General features: G+C 63.8%; 18 protein-coding genes, 1 other RNA gene and 1 pseudogene. 12 read left to right on the top strand and 8 right to left on the bottom strand.

The features are described from left to right. Nucleotides 1-100: 100 nt before the first annotated feature. Nucleotides 101-1279 (bottom strand): lytic murein transglycosylase, encoded by a 1179-nt coding sequence (locus FJ980_RS16525; RefSeq protein ID WP_140544496.1) that lies wholly within the window; start codon nt 1277-1279, stop codon nt 101-103. 183 nt (nt 1280-1462) lie between these two features. Next, nucleotides 1463-2254, bottom strand: a complete 792-nt coding sequence (locus FJ980_RS16520) for a GH25 family lysozyme (RefSeq protein WP_140544494.1) — start codon at nt 2252-2254, stop codon at nt 1463-1465. Between the two features lie 290 nt (nt 2255-2544). On the opposite strand from FJ980_RS16520, the gene FJ980_RS16515 reads away from it, so the two are divergent. After that, entirely contained in the window at nt 2545-3927 is a 1383-nt protein-coding gene (locus FJ980_RS16515; RefSeq protein WP_140544492.1) for a serine hydrolase, read from the top strand. Between the two features lie 25 nt (nt 3928-3952). On the opposite strand, the gene FJ980_RS16510 is transcribed toward FJ980_RS16515, so the two are convergent. From FJ980_RS16510 to FJ980_RS16490, 5 genes and pseudogenes are all read right to left on the bottom strand, one after another. Then, nucleotides 3953-4261, bottom strand: coding sequence for a HigA family addiction module antitoxin (locus tag FJ980_RS16510; RefSeq protein WP_140544490.1), 309 nt, complete (start codon nt 4259-4261; stop codon nt 3953-3955). An 8-nt stretch (nt 4262-4269) separates the two neighbouring features. Then, nucleotides 4270-4359: pseudogene (locus FJ980_RS16505) on the bottom strand (type II toxin-antitoxin system RelE/ParE family toxin); the annotation flags it as partial. Nucleotides 4360-4405: 46 nt separating this feature from the next. Continuing rightward, entirely contained in the window at nt 4406-5071 is a 666-nt protein-coding gene (locus FJ980_RS16500; RefSeq protein WP_140544488.1) for a class I SAM-dependent methyltransferase, read from the bottom strand. Continuing rightward, the gene (locus FJ980_RS16495; protein ID WP_140544486.1) at nt 5068-6366 is read right to left on the bottom strand and encodes a DUF3419 family protein; all 1299 of its coding nucleotides are present in this window, start codon (nt 6364-6366) and stop codon (nt 5068-5070) included. The genes FJ980_RS16500 and FJ980_RS16495 overlap by 4 nt, the downstream gene beginning before the upstream one ends. Before the next feature lie 44 nt (nt 6367-6410). After that, nucleotides 6411-10043, bottom strand: a complete 3633-nt coding sequence (locus FJ980_RS16490) for a hydantoinase B/oxoprolinase family protein (RefSeq protein WP_140544484.1) — start codon at nt 10041-10043, stop codon at nt 6411-6413. A gap of 175 nt (nt 10044-10218) precedes the next feature. Here FJ980_RS16490 and FJ980_RS16485 point away from each other — a divergent pair, with 175 nt between their 5' ends. The 7 genes from FJ980_RS16485 to FJ980_RS16455 all read left to right on the top strand — a co-directional run bounded on the left by FJ980_RS16485 (nt 10219) and on the right by FJ980_RS16455 (nt 14204). Then, nucleotides 10219-10431 carry a hypothetical protein gene (locus FJ980_RS16485; RefSeq protein ID WP_140544482.1) on the top strand — a complete coding sequence of 71 codons (213 nt, stop codon included), beginning with the start codon at nt 10219-10221 and terminating at the stop codon, nt 10429-10431. Between the two features lie 133 nt (nt 10432-10564). Then, nucleotides 10565-11284 (top strand): DnaJ family molecular chaperone, encoded by a 720-nt coding sequence (locus tag FJ980_RS16480; protein WP_140544480.1) that lies wholly within the window; start codon nt 10565-10567, stop codon nt 11282-11284. Then, nucleotides 11281-12048, top strand: coding sequence for an N-acetylmuramoyl-L-alanine amidase (locus FJ980_RS16475; protein ID WP_140544478.1), 768 nt, complete (start codon nt 11281-11283; stop codon nt 12046-12048). The genes FJ980_RS16480 and FJ980_RS16475 overlap by 4 nt, the downstream gene beginning before the upstream one ends. 184 nt (nt 12049-12232) lie before the next feature. Beyond that, nucleotides 12233-12943 carry a transglycosylase SLT domain-containing protein gene (locus FJ980_RS16470; RefSeq protein ID WP_140544476.1) on the top strand — a complete coding sequence of 237 codons (711 nt, stop codon included), beginning with the start codon at nt 12233-12235 and terminating at the stop codon, nt 12941-12943. Between the two features lie 135 nt (nt 12944-13078). After that, nucleotides 13079-13475, top strand: an RNA gene (rnpB, locus tag FJ980_RS16465) — RNase P RNA component class A. A gap of 156 nt (nt 13476-13631) precedes the next feature. Continuing rightward, the gene (locus tag FJ980_RS16460) at nt 13632-13907 is read left to right on the top strand and encodes a type II toxin-antitoxin system ParD family antitoxin (protein WP_140544474.1); all 276 of its coding nucleotides are present in this window, start codon (nt 13632-13634) and stop codon (nt 13905-13907) included. Between the two features lie 3 nt (nt 13908-13910). Next, complete coding sequence (locus FJ980_RS16455; protein ID WP_140544472.1) at nt 13911-14204, top strand: type II toxin-antitoxin system RelE/ParE family toxin; 294 nt, start codon at nt 13911-13913, stop codon at nt 14202-14204. Nucleotides 14205-14212: 8 nt separating this feature from the next. On the opposite strand, the gene FJ980_RS16450 is transcribed toward FJ980_RS16455, so the two are convergent. Then, nucleotides 14213-15328 carry a cystathionine gamma-lyase gene (locus tag FJ980_RS16450; protein ID WP_140544470.1) on the bottom strand — a complete coding sequence of 372 codons (1116 nt, stop codon included), beginning with the start codon at nt 15326-15328 and terminating at the stop codon, nt 14213-14215. A gap of 389 nt (nt 15329-15717) precedes the next feature. On the opposite strand from FJ980_RS16450, the gene mraZ reads away from it, so the two are divergent. Genes mraZ through FJ980_RS16430 form a run of 4 tightly spaced genes read left to right on the top strand, consistent with a single transcriptional unit; the run spans nt 15718 to nt 19307 of the window. Beyond that, on the top strand, nt 15718-16176 hold the full coding sequence (mraZ, locus tag FJ980_RS16445; RefSeq protein ID WP_140544468.1) for a division/cell wall cluster transcriptional repressor MraZ: 459 nt from the start codon (nt 15718-15720) through the stop codon (nt 16174-16176). Then, nucleotides 16173-17189, top strand: coding sequence for a 16S rRNA (cytosine(1402)-N(4))-methyltransferase RsmH (rsmH, locus tag FJ980_RS16440; RefSeq protein WP_140544466.1), 1017 nt, complete (start codon nt 16173-16175; stop codon nt 17187-17189). Before mraZ ends, rsmH begins: the two co-directional genes overlap by 4 nt. Before the next feature lie 4 nt (nt 17190-17193). Then, nucleotides 17194-17589, top strand: coding sequence for a hypothetical protein (locus tag FJ980_RS16435; RefSeq protein ID WP_140544464.1), 396 nt, complete (start codon nt 17194-17196; stop codon nt 17587-17589). After that, nucleotides 17586-19307, top strand: coding sequence for a penicillin-binding protein 2 (locus FJ980_RS16430; protein WP_140544462.1), 1722 nt, complete (start codon nt 17586-17588; stop codon nt 19305-19307). The genes FJ980_RS16435 and FJ980_RS16430 overlap by 4 nt, the downstream gene beginning before the upstream one ends. Nucleotides 19308-19354: the final 47 nt, after the last annotated feature.

Here is a 19354-nt window from a genome sequence, read left to right as displayed (position 1 = left end):
GCTTCAACGCCATCCTAGACGGCTTCCTTCTGGCATCGCAAAATCAACCCGAAGCAAATGTGTGCGCACGCTAGCCCACAAGGGGAGAAGGGAAAGGGCGCTACAGCTTCGCCAAAAGCTCGGGCGTCGGCCAACCGTCGACCGGCAGGCCAAGCCGCATCTGCTCCTTGCGGACCGCCTCGCGCGTGTTGGTGCCGAGGATGCCGTCGACGGTGCCGACGTCGTAACCCTTGGCCTCGAGCTTGGTCTGCAGCGCCTTCATCTGGTCGCCGCTCAGGCCTTGCTCGGGCGTGCGCGGATCGAATTGCGGCGCGCCGGCAAGGCGGGTCGCAAGCACTGCCGCCGTCAGCGCGTAGGTGAAGGACTGGTTCCATTCCAGATAGACGTCGAAATTGTCATAGGTCAGGAAGGCGGGACCCTTGCGGCCCATCGGCAGCGCCAGGCCAGCCTTGAGACCATTGTCGATGAGCGGGTTGCCGTTGGGTTCGGTGACGCCCCATTGCGCCCATTGCGACAGCGGCAATTTGTTGGTGCGGCCGGTCTGGTCCCATGGCAGCTCGTCGGGGACGCGCACTTCCTGGACCCAAGGCTGGTCGCGCTTCCAGCCGCGCGACATGATCTTGTCGGCCGTGGTCATGATGACGTCCGGCACGCTGTTCCTCAGATCGACCTTGCCGTCGCCGTCGCCGTCGACGCCGCGCGCCAGATAGTCGGTCGGCAGGATCTGCGTTTGGCCGATCTCACCAGCCCAGGCGCCTTTGACGTCGGCCGGCAGCACGCCGCGGTCGATCAAGGTAAGCAGCGGCACCAATTGCTGCCGAAACAGCTGAGGACGGCGGCAATCATGCGAAAGCGTCACCAGCGCATCGAGGGTGTGGAAGTCGCCCTGGACGGCGCCGAAGTCGGTTTCCAACCCCCAGAAAGCCGCGATGATCGCCGGCTGGACGCCGAACTCCTTGTCGGCGCGGTCGAAGATTTCGGCATATTTCTTCAGGTTGGCCGCACCCTGCTTCAGGCGGTAGGCCGAAATCATGCGGCTGGAAAATTCGGTGAAAGTCTGGGTGAAGACGCCCTGGGCGCGGTCGCGCGCCAATGCCCGCTGGTCGATGGCGGCGTCCTCCAGCGCGTCGAGCCCGACGGCGCCGACGCCGGCCGCCTTGGCTTCTGCCGCGACGCCCTGTTTCCAGGCCTCGAAATCGCCGCCGCATTCCTGCGCCGCCGCGGGCAGCGCAAGCGCGCCGACGAAGAGCGCCGCCAGGATTTCAACGCGCAATCGCATCGCTTTCCTTTCGAGACCTGCGCATGACCCGATCGCGACCCCGGACGGGATCGGACGGGCGCATGCGAGGATTTCAAAGCTCAGGAGTCTTGCCAGGCACTCGCACGAGTACGCCGCTCCAGATTACCAGCGGTTGCATGTTTCGCCGCCCGCCGTGTCGAAAAGCAGGCGCGGCGGCCGATGTCAACGGGTGTTCTGCCGCAGCCACTTCTTCCAGGCGGCTTCCGAGCCGTTGAAGACGTTGATGTCGGATTTGCCGGTCATGCCGGGCACGATACCGGTGCCGGTGTACTGCCAGAAGGTGAAGGGATGGCTGCCGTATTTCTCGCGCGGGTGGCCGGCGACCGAGCGCAGCCAATAGGGATAGCCGCGGAAGGTCGCCAGCTGGTTGTCGTCGAAGAAGTCGAGCGAGGTGTAGATGATCGGCTTCTTGCCATAATAGCGCTCGACCATTTGCAGGAAGACGGTCATCTCGCTGCGCACCGTGGTGGGGTCGGGGCGCAGCCTGCAGGTCGGCGAGTTCGGGTTCCATTCCATGTCGAGCACAGGCGGCATTGCCGACGGGTCTCTCGGGACATTGGCGATGAACCAGCGCGCCTGGGTTTCGGCCGGCGTGCAGAAGTAGAAGAAATGATAGGCCGCGCGCGGGACGCCGGCCGCTCTTGTACGCGCCCAGTGCTCGTTGAAATAGTCGTCGAAACGATCGCCGCCCTCCGTCGCCTTGATGAAGGCAAAGGAGATGCCGCTGGCCCTGGCCGTCGGCCAGTCGATCGAGCTCTGGTATTTGGAGACGTCCGTGCCGTGGATGGCGTAGGTCCATGGCGCGCCGCTGTCCCACTCATGCGGCTTGGAGTCCTCGAATTTGGGCGCGCGCACGGCAACCGCCGGCGACGACGGCGACAATGGTGAGAGGTCCTCCACGGTCGAGCAGGCGCCCAGCAGCGTAAGCATCAGGATGGCCGCAAGACGGCGCATGATCTTCCCCGAGCCGGGATCAGCCGGCCGCTGATGGGTCCTTCATTGATGGTGGTCGCTTTCGCAGGCCCCCCTCCGGACGATCGCCCCACAGGACCGTCCCGATTTATTCCGTCTTCCAAATCGTTGTCCCAAAACCGCTGCGCACTTTTGGGCGACATGGAATCATTTGATCGCCGAACATGGTTGATAATCCATTGACGGCGCTCGACGATGCCGGCGATTTTGCGGAAGCAATGGCGGCAAATCGATGACATAAATCATGCCGGCGAATCCAAAAGGCGGGGAAGATGCGGGCTGTCGTGAAGTTGATCAAATGGCTGCTTGGGCTTGTGATCCTGGCGGTGGTCGCGCTCTTGGCATGGCTCTATTTCGCGCCGCCGGAGTTGATCCGCGTCGGCTCCGGCTATTCGGCCAAGATCGTCTGCTCGAATGTCTTCATCGCCGGCCGCGACGCCAAAGAGGTCTTGGCCGTCGATGTGCAGGCACCAGGCCATCCGCTGCTCAAGCTGATGAAGGTCTCCGTTGACAAGGAGCGGGGACTGGTTTCGGCCGGCCTGCTTTGGGTTTTCGGCAAGAGTGTCGCGGTCGAGCGCGACGGCGTCGGCTGCGCGTCGGTTGCCGATGGCGACACCGGCAAGGCAAGGCAGACGTCGCTGCGCGCCCCGCCGCCGGCCGCGGCGCAACCCGACGCGCTCTGGCCCGATGGCGAGCGGGTCGATGCTTCGCAGAATCCCGAGGTCGCGAAGATCGTCGACGATGCCGCGATGGCCGGCACCGGCATGCGCGCCATCGTGGTGGTGAAGAACGGCCGGGTCGTCGCGGAGCGCTATGGCGAGGGCTTTTCGGCCAAGACGCCGCTGCTTGGCTGGTCGATGACCAAGACGGTGAATGCCGCGATCGTCGGCACTCTGGTCAAGGACGGCAAGCTGGCGCTCGATAACAAGGGGCTCTTCGCACCGTGGAAGGCCGACGGCCGCGCCGCCATCAGCCTTGCCGACATGATGGCGATGTCGAGCGGGCTGGCGTTCAACGAGGATTATGGCGACGTCGCCGACGTGACGCGCATGCTTTATCTCGAGCCGGACATGGCAGGCTTCGCCGAGGCTCAACCGCTGACCGGCGAGGTGGGAAAAGTGTTTTCCTATTCGAGCGGCACGGCGGTGATGCTGTCGCGGCTATGGCAAGATGCGATCGGCGACAAGGCGAAGGCGCTGGCATGGCCGCGCACGGCGCTGTTCGAGCCGCTCGGCATGCATAGCGCGGTGCTCGAGACCGACGAGCAAGGCACGTTCGTCGGCTCGTCCTATCTCTATGCCACGGCGCATGACTGGGCGCGCTTCGGCCAGTTCCTTCTGCAGGGCGGCGCCTGGAACGGAAACCAGATCCTGCCTGCCGGTTTCGTCGACTGGATGCGCGAGGCCGCACCGGCCTCAAAGGTGTACGGCAAGGGCCAGGTCTGGATCGAGGGGCCGGGCGATGAGGAAAATCCCGGCGCAGGCGTCGCTGCAGGTCTGCCCAAGGACACCTACTGGATGGAGGGCCATGACGGACAGACGGCTGCGATCATTCCGTCCGAGCAGTTGGTGGTGGTGCGGCTTGGATTGACGCCGGCCAAGCTTGGTTATCGTCCACAAGCGATGGTCAGCGCGCTGGCGCAGGCGCTCCATTAGAGGCGTGGCGGTCAATCGCCGGCCTCTATGCGGCGGTCGGCAAAGGCTTGGCGCGATCCACGCGCGCCCGCTCGTCAGGCGAGTTCATGACTTGCCAAAGATCGCTGCGGCGCTGGACGTTCAGCCAGAAATCCGGGCTGTTGCCGAACACCCGCGCCAATATGAGCGCGGTCGCCGCGGTAATGCTGCGGCGATCGTTGCACAATTCGTTCACATGCTTGCGCGGGACGCCCATTGCCTTGGCCAGAGCGGCTTGCGTCAAGCCAAGCGGGTGCATGAACTCCTCCGCGAGGATTTCGCCAACCGTTGCGGGCTTGCGTGCGGTCATCAACATGTCTCACCTCACTTATAGCTGTGGTCGTCCAAGTAGATGTCCGACGCCTCACCCCGGCCGCCATCCCAGCGGAAAACCAATCGCCATTGCTTGTTTACGCAGTTGATTGCGTTCGCTACAGCCACAGGCGTCAAATTGCAAAATTCAGTGGGCGATCTTGACTATGGCCAGCCAGGCATAGCCGCGATAAAGCGTTCTGAAACGGAAGGTTGCGCCGGTGCGCTGCGATTCCGATTCAAGCACGTCGCGAAGCGAGGCGCGCGGCGCGACATGGAATTTCCGCAGCCAGCCACGCAGCAGGGCGCGGAACCAGCGCGGCAGGCCTTCCTGCTGGCCGAAGTCGACGACATGCAACGAGCCGCCGGGCGCAAGCGCGGCGAGCGCGGCCGAAACCGTCTTTTCCCAGCTGGGGATCATCGACAGGGAATAGGACACGAACACGCGGTCGAACTGTGCGATGCCGAAGAGCGCCCTGGCATCGAAGTCGGTTGCGTCGCCACGCGCCAGGCTGACCTTGGCGGCGAGGCCTTCGCGAGCAATGGCCGCGCTAGCCGTCTCCAGCATCTCGGCCGAGATGTCCAAACCGAAGAAGCGCGCATCCGGATAGCGGCGGGCGGCAAGCGCGATGTTGCGGCCGGTGCCGCAGCCGAGCTCCAGCACGGTGCCGCCTTGCGGCACGTCCAATCCGTCGATCAGCCGGTCGCGGCCGAGCAGGTAATATTTGCGGGTCAGATCATAGATATGGCGCTGCCAGCGGTAGACGCCGTCCATCAGTTCGGCATGGCCGGCCGGCAGCTCCGTCGTGCTCATGCTGCCCGCTTCACATAGAGATGGAAGCCGCCATAGATCGCCGAGCGGTCTTTTGCCGAGAATTCGCGCGAGGCGTCGGCCTCGTAGGTCCACTGGTCGAGCAGCGAGCTGGAGACACGGCCGGGCAGGAGGCTCGGTTCGGCCGCGGTGCGGAAGATGACGCGGGCGCCGGCCGAGGCCGTGCGGGTGATCTCGGTCCACAGCGCATTGAGCAGGTCGTCGGTCATCCAGTCCTGCGCGTCGAGCAGGACGAAGCGGTCGACGGTGCCGGCGTCCTTGGCGCCCAGGAACTTGATCAGGTTGGCGTGGTGGATGGCGACGCGATCGATGTTGTCGCGGATCGTCTTGTAATTGCGCTCTTCCAGATAGGCAGGCAGCGCCGCCTCGCCAGGTTGCGGGTAGCGGCGGGCAAAGGCCTGCCAGGCGAAATAGTTGTTCTTGAGCGGGAAATCGCAGGCGAGCTTTTCAAGGCGCGCCTTGAGCACGCTCGCCATCGAGCCGTCGCCGGAGGTGATCAGCGAGTCATACTGTGCCGGCGGGATGCCGAGGCCGAACAGCGAAGCCTTGCGCGAGGTCGCCCAGCGCAGCAGCTTCTTGTCGAAGACCGGTGCCAGTTCCTCGTCGAAGAAGCGGCGCTGCTCGCCGATGTTTCCGGCCTTCATGATGCCGGCGGGATCGACGCCGAACAGTTTTGCGACGCGATGGCCCATGGCGATGAAGAGACCGAGCAGGCCGGTCTGGTAGAAGTTGCGGTCGAAAACCGAGATGCGGCGGCGGCCGCGCCAGTTGCGGCGCTCCCAGTAATGGCGGCTGACCGGATCGAGATGCGGCGCGATGAAGCGATCATAGGCATCGGAATTGTGGCTCGTGCCGGCGGCGCCGAAGAAGCGGAACAGGTCGCCCTGCGACGGCAGGTGGCGCACCGCTTCCAGCTTCATGCGGTTCAGCGCGACATGCGCGGCATTGAGATCGACGGCCTCGATCCGGGCCGGCGTGCGGGTCAGGTAAGCCAGGATGTTGCAGCCGCCCGAGGCGATCGTGACGACGCGATGGCCGGCGCCGAGCTGCATGGCCTCCATGTCGACATCGGGATCTTCCCAGATCTGCGGATAGACGAGGCCGGAGAACAGGAAGGCGAAGAGCCGCTCGGAAATGCCGTCCTTCGACAATGCCCGGTTCTGGTAGACGGCCTTTCCGACTTCCTTGCCTCGACGATAAACGAGTTCTCCGGATACGTCCGACATCGAAAGGTGATTCCCCGTTTGCTTTGGCGCAAGCGGGTAGCGCAGCGGCATGACAGGCAGGTGACAGCCTGTTGACGGCAGGTTGGCGCCAATTGCTACACTTTGCCGAACGCTCCCGGCGTCGGCGTGGTGACGATGACGGCCTCGCCGGCGTCGAGCGTGGTCTGGTCGCAAGCCTTCAGGACGTCGACCCAGCCGTCATTGCGCCTGACCCTGGTCGAGCCCGCCTCGCCGTCACCGCCGCCGTCGAGGCCCTGGGGCGGGCGATTGCGGTGCGAGGACAGGATCGCGCATTCCATCCTTTCGAGGAAGCGGATCGTACGCCTGGTGCCGTCGCCGGCATTCCACTTGCCCTTGCCGCCGGAACCCTCGCGGATATGGAAGTCTTCCAGCACGACGGGGAAGCGCAGTTCCAGCACCTCAGGGTCGGTAAGGCGCGAATTGGTCATATGGGTATGGACGCCGGAGGTGCCGGCGAAGCCGCGCCCGGAATTCATCCGGCCGGCCGGCGAACCGGAGCAGATCGTCTCGTAATACTGATATTTCTTGTTGCCGAAGGTGAGATTGTTCATGGTGCCTTGGGCGTTGGCCATCGCGCCCATCGCGCCGAACAGCGCGTTGGTGACATGCTGCGAGGTCTCGACATTGCCGGCGACGACGGCGGCGGGATAGGACGGCTTGAGCATGCAACCATCCGGAATAACGATGTTGATCGGCCTCAGGCAGCCGGCGTTCATCGGGATCATGTCCTCGACCATGACGCGGAAGGCATAGAGCACCGCGGCACGAGCGACCGGCTCCGGCGCGTTGAAGTTGTTCTTCATGACAGGCGACGTGCCGGTGAAATCGACGGTCGCCTCGCGCTTTTGCCGATCGACGGTGATCTTCACCCTGATCACCTGGCCGGTGTCGGTCGGGTATTCGTAAGCCGCGCTGTCGGGAAGTCGCTCGATCACGCGGCGCACGCTCTCGGCGGCATTGTCCTGCACGTGGCCCATATAGGCTTCGACCACATCGAGCCCGAAATGCGCGACCATCTTGCGCAGCTCCGCCACACCCTTTTCGTTGGCGGCGATCTGCGCCTTCAAGTCGGCGATGTTCTGGACGGGATTGCGTGCCGGATAAGGATGGTCGGTCAGTAGCGTCTCCAGCTCCATCTCGCGGAAGCGGCCGCGATCGACGATGCGGAAATTGTCGAACAGCACGCCCTCCTCGTCGACCGTTGTCGCAAGCGGCGTCATCGAGCCCGGCGCGGTGCCGCCGACATCGGCGTGGTGGCCGCGCGAGGCCACCCAGAACAGGATTTCCTTGCGGGCGTCGTCAAACACCGGCGTCACCACGGTGATGTCGGGCAAATGCGTGCCGCCATTATAGGGCGCATTGAGCGCGAAGACGTCGCCGGGATGGATATCGCCGGAGTTCAGGCGGATGATTGTTTCCACCGAACGGTCCATGGAGCCCAGATGCACCGGCATATGCGGCGCATTGGCGACCAAAGCGCCATGGCGGTCGAACACGGCGCAGGAGAAGTCGAGCCGTTCCTTGATGTTGACCGAATAGGCGGTGTTCTGCAGCGTCACGCCCATCTGCTCGGCGATCGACATGAAGAGGTTGTTGAAGACCTCCAGCATCACCGGATCCGCCTCGGTGCCGAGTGCCGCGGCACGCGCCTTTCTTTCTGTCCGGCGTATCACGACGTGATTGAGACCGGTGATTTCGGCGCGCCAGCCTGGCTCGACGACGATGGTCTGGTTCGGCTCGATGATCAGCGCGGGCCCGGCGACCGTGTGGGACGGCCGCAGGCCTTCGCGGCGATAGACGCCGGCCTCGTGCCAGCGGCCTTCGGTGTAGATGCGCCGGCTTTCCAAAGGTTTGGCGTCAATTCCTGCCGGTCCGGCGGGTGCTGGAGCTTCAGCCTTGTCCTGTCGGGCGGCTTCCATGCCTTCGACGGCGACGGTCTCGACGACGATCGGCTTATCGTCATAGACGAAACCGAACTGCGCCTTGTGCGCGGCCTCGAAATCGCTTCTGGCGCGGAAGATCGAGCCATGCTCGAAATTCACCGGCAGCGCCGTATCGGTGCCGTCATAGCGGATATGCAGGACAGGCCTCGTTGAAACCGCGTCCCCGGCGATGCCTTGCTCGCCGAACTCGGCAATGACGTCGCCGCGCAGCGCCGCGATGAGCGCCTCGATCGCCGCGCGGGATTCTTCGGCAAGCGGCTGCAGCAGACCCTGTTGGCGCGAGGCGAAGACCGACGAGAGGCCGATGCCGTAAGCCGAGAGAAGGCCGGAGAAGGGATGGATGAGCACCGCTTCCATGCCGAGCGCATCGGCGACCAGGCAGGCGTGCTGGCCGCCGGCGCCGCCAAAACAGTTCAAAAGATATTCGGTGACGTCATAGCCGCGCTGCACCGAGATCTTCTTGATGGCGTTGGCCATGTTCTCGACGGCGATGGTGACAAAGCCTTCGGCGACCGCCTCGGGCGTCCGGCCGTCGCCGATTTCGGCGGCCAGCGCCGCAAATTTTTCGCCAACCGTGCCGATGTCGAGCGTTTGGTCTTGGCCCGCGCCGAAAATCGCCGGAAAGAAATCGGGCTGCAATTTGCCGAGCATGACATTGGCATCGGTGACGGCAAGCGGGCCGCCGCGCCGGTAGGCGGCAGGCCCGGGATTGGCGCCGGCGGAATCCGGGCCGACGCGGAAGCGGCCCGCCTCATAGTGCAGGATCGAGCCGCCGCCGGCGGCGACGGTATGGATGCGCATCATCGGCGCGCGGATGCGCACGCCGGCGACCTCGGTGTCGAAGGCGCGCTCATATTCGCCGTCATAGTGGGCGACGTCGGTCGAGGTGCCACCCATATCGAAGCCGATGACCTTTTCGAAGCCGGCGAGCTTCGCCGTCTCGACCATGCCGACGACGCCACCCGCCGGTCCCGAAAGCAGCGCGTCCTTGCCCTGGAACATGTCGGCGGCGGTGAGGCCGCCCGACGACATCATGAACATCAGGCGCGGTCCGGTGCCCAGTTCGCCGGCCACCCGCTGCACATAGCGCGACAGGATCGGCGACAGATAGGCGTCGACCACGGTGGTGTCGCCGCGGCCGACCAGCTTGATGAGCGGAGAGACCTCATGAGAGACCGAGATCTGGCTGAAGCCGATCTTGCGGCAGACTTTCGCCACGGCCTTTTCGTGGTCCGGGTATTTCCAGGCGTGCATGAAGACAATGGCGACCGCGTCGATGCCGTCGGCCTTCGCCTGCTCGATCGCTGGGCGGCAGGCCGCGATGTCGAGCAGGCGCTCGACGCAGCCGTCGGCGCGCACGCGTTCATTGACCTCGATCACCCGCTCGTAGAGCTGCTCCGGCAGGATGATCTCCTTGGCGAAGATATCCGGCCTTGCCTGATAGGCGATGCGCAAAGCGTCGCGGAACCCCTTGGTGATGAGCAGCAGGACGCGGTCGCCCTTGCGCTCGAGCAGCGCATTGGTGGCAACGGTCGTGCCCATTTTGACGTCGCCTATCGCTTCGGCGGAAATGGCGACGCCGGCTTTCAAACCCAACAGGTCGCGGATGCCTTGGATGGCGGCATCCGCATACGCCTCGGGATTTTCGGACAGAAGCTTTCGGGGGTGCAGCCGGCCTTGCGGATCACGGCCGATGATGTCGGTGAAGGTGCCGCCGCGGTCGATCCAAAAGTCCCATTTCCCAGTCCCCACGGCTGCCGGCATTCTGCTTATCCATAATCTCTTTGGGCGTATGTTGTGTTAGTTCGGGATTTCGGCGCCAGCAATCGCAAGTTGATGTTACACGTGGAAATGCAACGTTACGAAACCGGCAGCTGGCTGATGCATTTCCCCTGCGACCGCTCACCGAAATGTGAGCGTCTGTTGAAGGAGAGATAGCATGAAGAAGCTCATTCTGGCGTCTGTTTCGGCGCTCGCCCTGCTGGGGGTCGCGGCTTGCAGCAACAGTGGCACCGGCACTGACAACACCACCACCCAGAGCACCAATCCGCCGGCCAACGAACAGCCGATGAAACCGGCTTCGCCCGACGCTTCGAAGCCTGCTGAACCGGCTCCGGCAACAAAACCGGCTCCTACCGCGCCTGCGCAGTAAGGGCCGTCCCACAATATCGAAGAAGGCCGGCACTGCCGGCCTTCTTTTTGCGCCGTCGATCCCACGCATCGCCGGTCAACTGCGGCATCGTCCCGGCTTGATAGAACCGCCCGGTTCGCACTATGAAGCCGACATGTCGATTTGGGACCGCCTTGGCGACTTCATCGCTCGTGTTTCGTCGTCGGCGTCCACGGGCGTCGCGGACGTCGTTGAAGCTGTGCGCACCGTGTTTTCCGGCGATCCGGACTTGCGCCGGCGCGTTGCCTTTTCGGTGGCGATGATCGCGCTCTCGGCCAAGATGGCCAAGGCCGACGGCATCGTCACGCAGGACGAGGTGCGCGCCTTCCAGGAAATCTTCGAGGTGCCGCCGAGCGAGACGCGCAACGTGGCGCGGCTTTACGACATCGCCAAGCAGGACGTCGCCGGGTTCGAGACCTACGCCCGGCGCATGGCGCAACTCTGCGGTTCCGGCCACGCCAACTGCATGATGCTGGAAGACATACTCGACGGCCTATTCCATATCGCCAAGGCTGACGGCCTGATCCATGAGCGGGAAGGGCAGTTCCTGCATCGGATCGCGGAGATTTTCCGGATCGATGAGGCGCATTACGAGACGATCCTGTCGCGGCACGTGAATCTCGGCGCCGCCGATCCTTACGTCGTACTGGGCATCGAGCGCGGCAAGCCGTTCGAGGAAATCAGGAAGCGCTACCGCAAGCTGATCTCGGACAATCACCCCGATAGGTTGATCGCACGCGGCCTGCCGCAGGAATTCATCAAGATCGCCACGACCAGGGTCGCGGCGATCAATGCCGCGTATGAGATGATCGAGCGGGGCCTCAGGCACGCATGAGCGGTTTCCTGCCCGACCAGCCAGGTGCCGAGGTCCGGGTGTCGCCGAATTTCGGTCCGCGCCGCGAGACGCTGCGGCCCGACATGATCGTGCTGCACTATACCGGCATGGCAACCGGCGCCGGCGCCGAGGCGTGGCTGTGCGATCCGGCAAGCGAAGTGTCCTCGCACTATCTTGTTCATGAGGACGGCCGCGTCGTCCAGATGGTGCGCGAGAGCGACCGCGCCTGGCATGCCGGCAAGAGCTCCTGGCTCGGACGCACCGACGTGAACTCCTGCTCGGTCGGCATCGAAATCGTCAATCCCGGGCATTCACTGGGCTACAAAGCCTTCCCGAGGCGGCAGATCGATGCCGTGATCGATTTGTGCGGGGGCATCGTGGGCCGTTATTCCATCCCCGCGACAAGGGTGCTTGCCCATTCGGACGTGGCGCCGGGCCGCAAGGTCGATCCGGGCGAAAAATTTCCGTGGAAGGCGCTGTTCGCGGCCGGTATCGGTCACCTCGTACCGGCGGCGCCGATAAAACCGGGCGCCGCGTTGAAGGTCGGCGACACCGGCTCCGATGTCGAGGCGCTGCAGTCGATGCTGGCGCTCTATGGCTATGGTATTGAGATATCGGGTATTTACGACCTACAGACGGAAATCGCGGTTGCGGCGTTCCAGCGGCATTTCCGGCGGCGGCTGGTGGATGGCGTGGCCGACAATTCGACGATCCGCACGCTGCAGAGGCTCCTGACTTCCGTCACGGCAGCCTCTACCAAATAGTCGCGATAAGGCCATTAAATTACAACCTGTTATGTAAAGTGAATTGCGCCGCCTTCATTGCCGCCAATTCCGCCGCCAAATGCCTCTCCCGCAAGTTGTTGGACGTCTAGCCCCCTGATGCTCCGATGTTGAATTGACACAACTGCGTGAAGTTCTTCGCGCGGTTCTAACAGAACAGGATTACATGCAGAAATTGACCGTTGTAGCGGCAGCCGTTGCTGCCGGAGTAATAAGCTTTGCCTTCAGTCCGGCAAACAGCGCCCCCTTAAGCCTCAGGGCAGACAATGGCCTCGCCGCCGCCCCTACGACCAAGGCTGCCCCAGCGAGCAAAGCGCCAAAGATCAAGAGAGCTCCGGCTAAGGTGCAGAAGGCCGCCGCGACCAGGGCGGCGAAATCGACGGCCAAGCGCGCCAAGCGCGGCAAGCGCGGCAGAAAGACGATCGATCTCACCACGACAGCCTCGATCCCCACGGGCAAAATCGCTCTGGCGACACCGGCCGCGCCCAGCGGCGGCCAGTATTCGTCGATCATTGCCCGCTATGCCGCGAGCTACGGCGTGCCGGTGTCCCTGGCCAAGGCCGTTATCAAGATCGAAAGCAACTACCGGCCGAACCTGGTCGGCAGCGCCGGCGAGATCGGCCTGATGCAGATCAAGCCGGCCACGGCGCGCATGATGGGTTACACCGGTTCGGCCAAGGGGCTGTTCGATCCCGATACCAATATCAAATACGGCATGAAGTACCTCGCGATGGCGCAGGGTCTCGGCGGCGGCACCACCTGCGGCACGATCCTGAAATACAATGCCGGTCACGGCGCGACGCGGATGAATCCGATTTCGGCCGCCTATTGCAGCAAAGTGAAGGTGCAGATGGCAGCGCTGGGCTCGCCGGCCTAAGCTCGTCCGCCGAAGTGGATTTGGGCGACGCGTATCTCTTTCAGCACGTCGTTGTCCCAAACCGCTGCGCATTTGAGCGACGGCAACAGCTTTTTCGTTTGCGTTTTCAGGCGGGAATCCCTTTATACGCCCTTGTCAGCTGGCCGGGCGGCCGCGCCCGCGCGTGCCGAAAGGTTGCGGGTGAGGAAAGTCCGGGCTCCATGGAGACACGGTGCCGGCTAACGGCCGGCGGGGGCGACCCCAGGGAAAGTGCCACAGAAAGCAAACCGCCGCGGCTTCGGCTACGGCAAGGGTGAAAGGGTGGGGTAAGAGCCCACCGCGCGACTGGCAACAGAAGCGGCAGGGCAAACCCCACCGGGAGCAAAACCGAATAGGGGCGGTGCGAGGGGAAACCTTCGAGGGCTGTTTCCGGCCCACCGTCCGGGTAGGTTGCGTGAGGCGCGTGGCAACATGCGCCCAAGATGAATGGCCGCCACGTTCTCGCCGCGAGGCGAGGGCCATACAGAACCCGGCTTACAGGCCAGCTGGCATTTTTCTCGTAGCGATAGCTGAACGGGATCAGGGGGTTACGCCGACAGGCGAATCTTCCGATTCAAGCATTCCGCAAGACAGCTTCCGCGGCGTGGTCAAACCTATCCTTGAAGCTGGTGCGATTAAATCGTACCATACGGAAGAGCAGGAGTGCGTCATGGGCCAGATTGATAAACGGAGTATCACGCTTTCACCGGAACTGGCGGCCGCGGTCGACGATGTCGTCGCGGCTGGCGAATACGCCTCGGCCAGCGAGGTGATCCGCGATGCGCTCAGGCAATGGAAGGAGCGGCGCGACTTGCTTGGATACAGCGTCGAAGAGCTGCGGAAACTGGTGCAGCAGGGGATCGACAGCGGGCCTGGCCGGTTCGTGTCCATGGAGGAGATCAAAGCTGAGGCACGCCGGAGATATCGGTCTGGCGGAGCGGTATGACACTTGTTGCGCATCGTTCGAACCTCGGACGCCGAAGAGGATTTGATCGCGATTTGGCAGTATGTTGCGCGTGATAGCGAAGCCGCAGCGGACCGACTGCTCGATCGCATCGAACACCGTTGGCAGCAACTCGCCATCTATCCGTCATCTGGCCCCTTACGCGACGATATTACACCGGGCATTCGCCATCTCATCGTTGGCGAGTATCTAACGTTTTACCGCGTTGGAGAGGATGCGATCGAAATCCTCCGCGTGCTGCACGGCCGGCGCAAAATCGAGGCTGACGATCTGATATAGTTGGCGGACTATGCGCCGATCTTGTCCAGGGACGCCTCAATCGCCTGCCAGAGTTCCTCGACCGGCTCGCAGCCGATGGCCAGGCGAACGAAGCCCGGCGGAACGGCGTCGCCGCGTTTCGAGCGCCGCTCGGCCGACGTATGCACGCCGCCAAAGGACGTTGCCGATTCGATCAGCGCGCAACCGTCGATGAACGCCTCGGCCTGTTCTTCGGAGGCCAGTTCGAACGAAATCAGGAAGCCGAAGCGCTCCATCTGGGCGCGCGCAAGATTGTGCGAGGCATCGCCCTCGAGCCCGGGAAAGCGCAGGCCGCTGACGGCGCGGTGACCCTTCAGCCGCTGTGCGATGGTTTCAGCCGACGAGCACATGCGGTCGAAGCGCACTTCCAGCGTTTCGAGGCCGCGATGTACCAGCCATGCTTCGAACGGACCGGGGATGCCGCCGGCCGTCTCGCGCCAATCCTTCACCTTGGCGACAATGTCGGAATCGCGACTGGCGACATGGCCGAAGAGAACGTCCGAATGGCCATTGATCGCCTTGGTGTCGGCCGAGACCACGATGTCGGCGTCAAGATCGAGCGGGCGCTGGCCGAAGGGCGTCATCGTCGTGTTGTCGACGATCAGGGTTCCGCCTTGCGCATGGACTGCCTTGGCGACGGCGGCGATGTCGCAAATGTCCAGTCGCGGGTTCGACGGACTTTCGACGAAAACCGCCCGATAGCCGGCGAAACCGCCGTCGAGCATGCTTGCCGTCGGCCGCACATCATAGGCGACGCCGAGCGGTTTCAGGAAACGCTCAGCCAGCGCCCGTGTCGTGTGATAGCCGTCCGACGGCAAGAGGATGCGGTCGCCCGATTTGACGAGCGCGAACAAAGCCGCGGAAATCGCCGCCATTCCCGACGGAAAAATAATGCATTGCGCCTCTTCCAGATGGCCGAGCGCATGCTCGACTGCATGCCAGGTCGGATTGCTGAAGCGGCCGTATTGATCGAAACCCGTCGCGTCGCCCGGCGCGTGGAAGATCGAGGCCATGGTCAGCGGCAAGGGGATGGGATCGCCCTTGGCAAAATCGGCGCTACGCAAATGGGCAAGTGTCGCGGCGCGTGACTTCGCAGTGTCGGACATTGGCTCGATCCTTTGGGCAGAAAACTTCAACCGACGCTATGCGCGCCGGCTGTGCGCGGCAAGCTGCGTCTTTTTGGGCCAGAGGGCTCTAAACGCTTCGTTAGGCTTAATAGACGATAAAGACGAGACGTGCCTTCAGCCTGCGCTTTCTGGTTGTGGCGCGCGTGTTTGTGATGCCTGTTCCCGTTGACGCCCATAGCGCCCCATGATATCCCATTTAAATCAAGCTTTCGTTCCGCGTCAGGGTGAAGCGTACGCCAATCGGGCAGCCGCGGCGGCTGCGCGTTTGTCGGTTTTCGCCCCGGTGAATGAAGCGATTTGCCGCAAATGCGGCAGGGGCGCGGAGAACAACATGAGGGGGGCAGCGGCAACGGCGGCTGTAGCGTTTATTGGACCGGTTTCTGTCAAACACGGTGAGCAGGATCGATGCGAAGGGGCGGGTGTCTGTTCCGGCGCATTTTCGTGCCGTGGTGCAGAAACGCGGCTATTCGGAACTCTACGCGCTGCGCTGCCTGGATCTGCCGGCCATGGATGTCGGTGGGCTCGACCTGCTCGACCGCTACGAGCAGCGGATCGCGCTGGAGGACCCCTTTCTGCAGACGGCGGACGACATGTCGTTCTTTTGCCATGGCGACGGGACATTTCTGAAGCTCGACCAGGACGGCCGCATCACCATGACCGATTTCATCCGCGAGCATACGGGCATCTCGAACGAGGTGGCCTTTGTCGGTCGCGGCAATTTCTTTCAGATCTGGGAGCCGGGGCGGCTTGCCGCCTATGGGGCGCAGGCGCGGGCCAGGCTTTTGCAGCTTCGGCAGGGGACGAAGCCCGGGGAGCGATCGGAATGATGGCTGGCCACGGCGATGACCCTCACGCCGTTGGCGGACCGGCCCGTCACATTCCGGTCCTCCTTGCCGAGGTGATCGACGCGCTTGCGCCAAAGGCCGGCGAGACGATCGTCGACGGGACATTCGGCGCCGGCGGCTACACCAGCGCCATCCTCGATCGCGGCGCCTCCGTCATCGCCATCGACCGCGACCCGGACGCGATCGCGGCAGGCAGGGCGCTCGAACGACGGGCCGGCGGCAGGCTGAGGCTTGTCCAGGCGCCGTTCTCGACGCTGGACGAGCACGTCGAGGGCGCCGACGGCGTGGTGCTCGACATCGGCGTTTCCTCGATGCAACTCGACCAGGCGGAGCGGGGCTTTTCCTTTCGCGCCGACGGGCCGCTCGACATGCGCATGGCGCAGGCGGGTCTCTCCGCCGCTGACGTCGTCAACACCTTCAAGGCGGGCGACCTTGCCCGCATCTTCGGCTTTCTCGGCGAGGAGCGCCATGCCGGCCGCATCGCGCGCATGATCGAGAGCCGGCGCGAGAAGAAGCCCTTCGAGCGCACGCTCGATCTCGCCGACGCCATCGAAACCCATATCGGAAGAGGGCCGAAGGACAAGATCCATCCGGCGACACGCGTCTTCCAGGCGCTGCGCATCTTCGTCAATGACGAGCTTGGCGAACTCGCAAGGGCGCTGCTGGCCGCCGAGCGGGCGCTGAAACCCGGCGGACGGCTCGCCGTGGTGACGTTCCATTCGCTGGAAGACCGCATCGTCAAGCGCTTCATCGCCGACCGCTCCGAGGCGGCCAGCGGCTCGCGGCATTTGCCCGATGCGCCCCTGCGCGTCGCGACCTTCCGCAAGGCCGGCGGCGGCGTGACGCCGGGAGAGGCCGAGCTAGGCGCCAACCCGCGGGCGCGCTCGGCCAGGCTGCGCGCGGCGATCCGCACCGAGGCGCCGGCGCGCGCCGGCGATTTTTCGATTTTCGGCCTTCCAAAGCTTCCCGCCGTCGAGCGGCCGGGAGAGAGGTGAGCACGTGTTTCGTACCAGCGATATAGTCCTGATCGCCGTGATGGTCTCGGCCGCCGCCCTGACCTACAAGACGAAGCGCGAAGCCGAAGAGCAACAGGCGGCGGTGCAGAAGATCCAGGCGCAGATCCACTACGAGGAAGAGACGATCGATCTCCTCAAGGCGGACTGGAGCCTGCTCACCCAGCCGTCGCGGCTGCAGAAGCTTGCCGACGTCTATAAGAGCCAGCTCGGGCTCGAACCGGTCAACGCGCACCAGATCGGCGGGCTCGACGACATTCCCGTGAAACCCGTGACCATCGAAGACCTCTCCTCGCAGCGGCTTGGCGGCATGGCCGACAGTTCGGGCAAGGAGCCCTCGGACGGCAAGGATCCAGTGGTCACCGGGAGCACCGTTCAATGATCGGTCTTCCAAGGATCGGCGGCCTGCTGACGCGCCGGAAGAGGCAGGCGGAGGACGGCTCGATCGTCGTCGATGCGGCACGCAAGGCGACTGGCGGCAAGGCAAAGACGCGCATCGTGATGACCATGGCGGTGTTCTTCACCATCTATTCGACCATCGCCGGCAGGCTCGTCTATCTCGGCCTGCAGAACCCCGATCTTTCCGGCGGCCCGGAGAACCGGGTCACTGCATCGCGTCCGGATATCGTCGATCGCAACGGCGAGGTGCTGGCGACCGACATCAAGACGGCATCGCTGTTTGCCGAGCCGCGCCGCATCGTCGACGCCGACGAAGCGATCGAGAGATTGTCGACCGTGCTGCCGGAGATCGACTACGAGCAGACCTATCGCAAGCTCAAGAGCGGCGCCGGCTTCGTCTGGTTGCAGCGCCAGCTGACGCCGAAGCAGCAGGCCGACATCCTGGCGCTGGGCGTCCCCGGCCTCGGCTTCCGCACCGAAAAGCGCCGCTTCTATCCGAGCGGCGAGACCTCGTCCTATATCGTCGGCCTCACCAACATCGACAACCAGGGCATCTCCGGCATGGAGAAGTATATCGACGAGCAGGGACTGAGCGACCTGCAGGCGTCGGGGCTCGCCGTGGCCAAGGATCTCAAGCCGGTCAAGCTTTCGATCGATCTGCGCGTCCAGCATGTGGTGCGCGACGAGATCGCCGCCGGGCTGGAGCGCTATCGCGCCATCGGCGCCGGCGCCGTCGTGTTGAACATCAAGACCGGCGAAGTGATCGCCATGGCCTCGGTGCCGGATTTCGATCCGAACAATCCGTATAATGCGCAGGAAAAGGATCGGCTGAACCGCATGTCGGCCGGGCTCTATGAGATGGGCTCGACCTTCAAGAGCTTCACCTCGGCCATGGCACTCGATTCAGGCAAGGCGACAATGAACAGCCGCTTCGACGCGTCGCATCCGATCCGGGTCGGCCATCAGGCCATCCACGATTTCCACGGCAAGAACCGCGTGCTGTCGCTGCCGGAAGTGTTCCTCTTTTCGTCCAACATCGGGTCGGCCAGGGAGGCTGAGCTGGTCGGCATCGAGGGGCATCGCGAATTCCTGCACCGCCTCGGCATTCTGGACCGGATGCAGACCGAACTGCCGGAAGTCGCCCGCCCGACCGAACCCAAGGTCTGGAAACAGGTCAACTCGTTCACCATCGCCTTCGGCCATGGCGTCTCGACGACGCCCCTGCAGGCCGCCGTCGGCTGCGCGGCGCTGATGCAGGGCTATCTGATCGAGCCGACATTCCTGGTGCGCAGCGAGCAGGAGGCAATGGCGGTGGCCAAGAAAGTGGTCAGCGACAAGACGGTCGAAGGCATGCGCTACCTCTATACGCTCAACGCCGAGAAGGGCTCGGCCAGAAATGCCCGGGTCCCCGGTTACCGCGTTGGCGGCAAGACCGGAACGGCAGAGAAGGTCATCAACGGCCGCTACTCCAAGGACCTGAATTTCAACACCTTCGTCGCCGCCTTCCCGATGGACGACCCGCAATATCTGGTGTTCACGATCGCCGACGCCCCGCATCCTGAAAAGCCCGGGATGACCGACGTCGCCGCCAACAATGCGGGGATCATGGCCGGCAACATCATCAGACGCGCGGCCGCCATGCTTGGCGTGAAGCCAGATTTCAGCCATGAAAATGGTGCAACGCTGGTTTCCTATCAGTGATTCTTGGGGCGCGCCGGCAACTGCGCGCTATTTTGTTGCGGTGAACG

The sequence above is a fragment of the Mesorhizobium sp. B1-1-5 genome (assembly GCF_006443065.1).
Lineage (GTDB): Bacteria > Pseudomonadota > Alphaproteobacteria > Rhizobiales > Rhizobiaceae > Mesorhizobium.
This window is presented reverse-complemented; position numbering and strand designations above follow the sequence as displayed.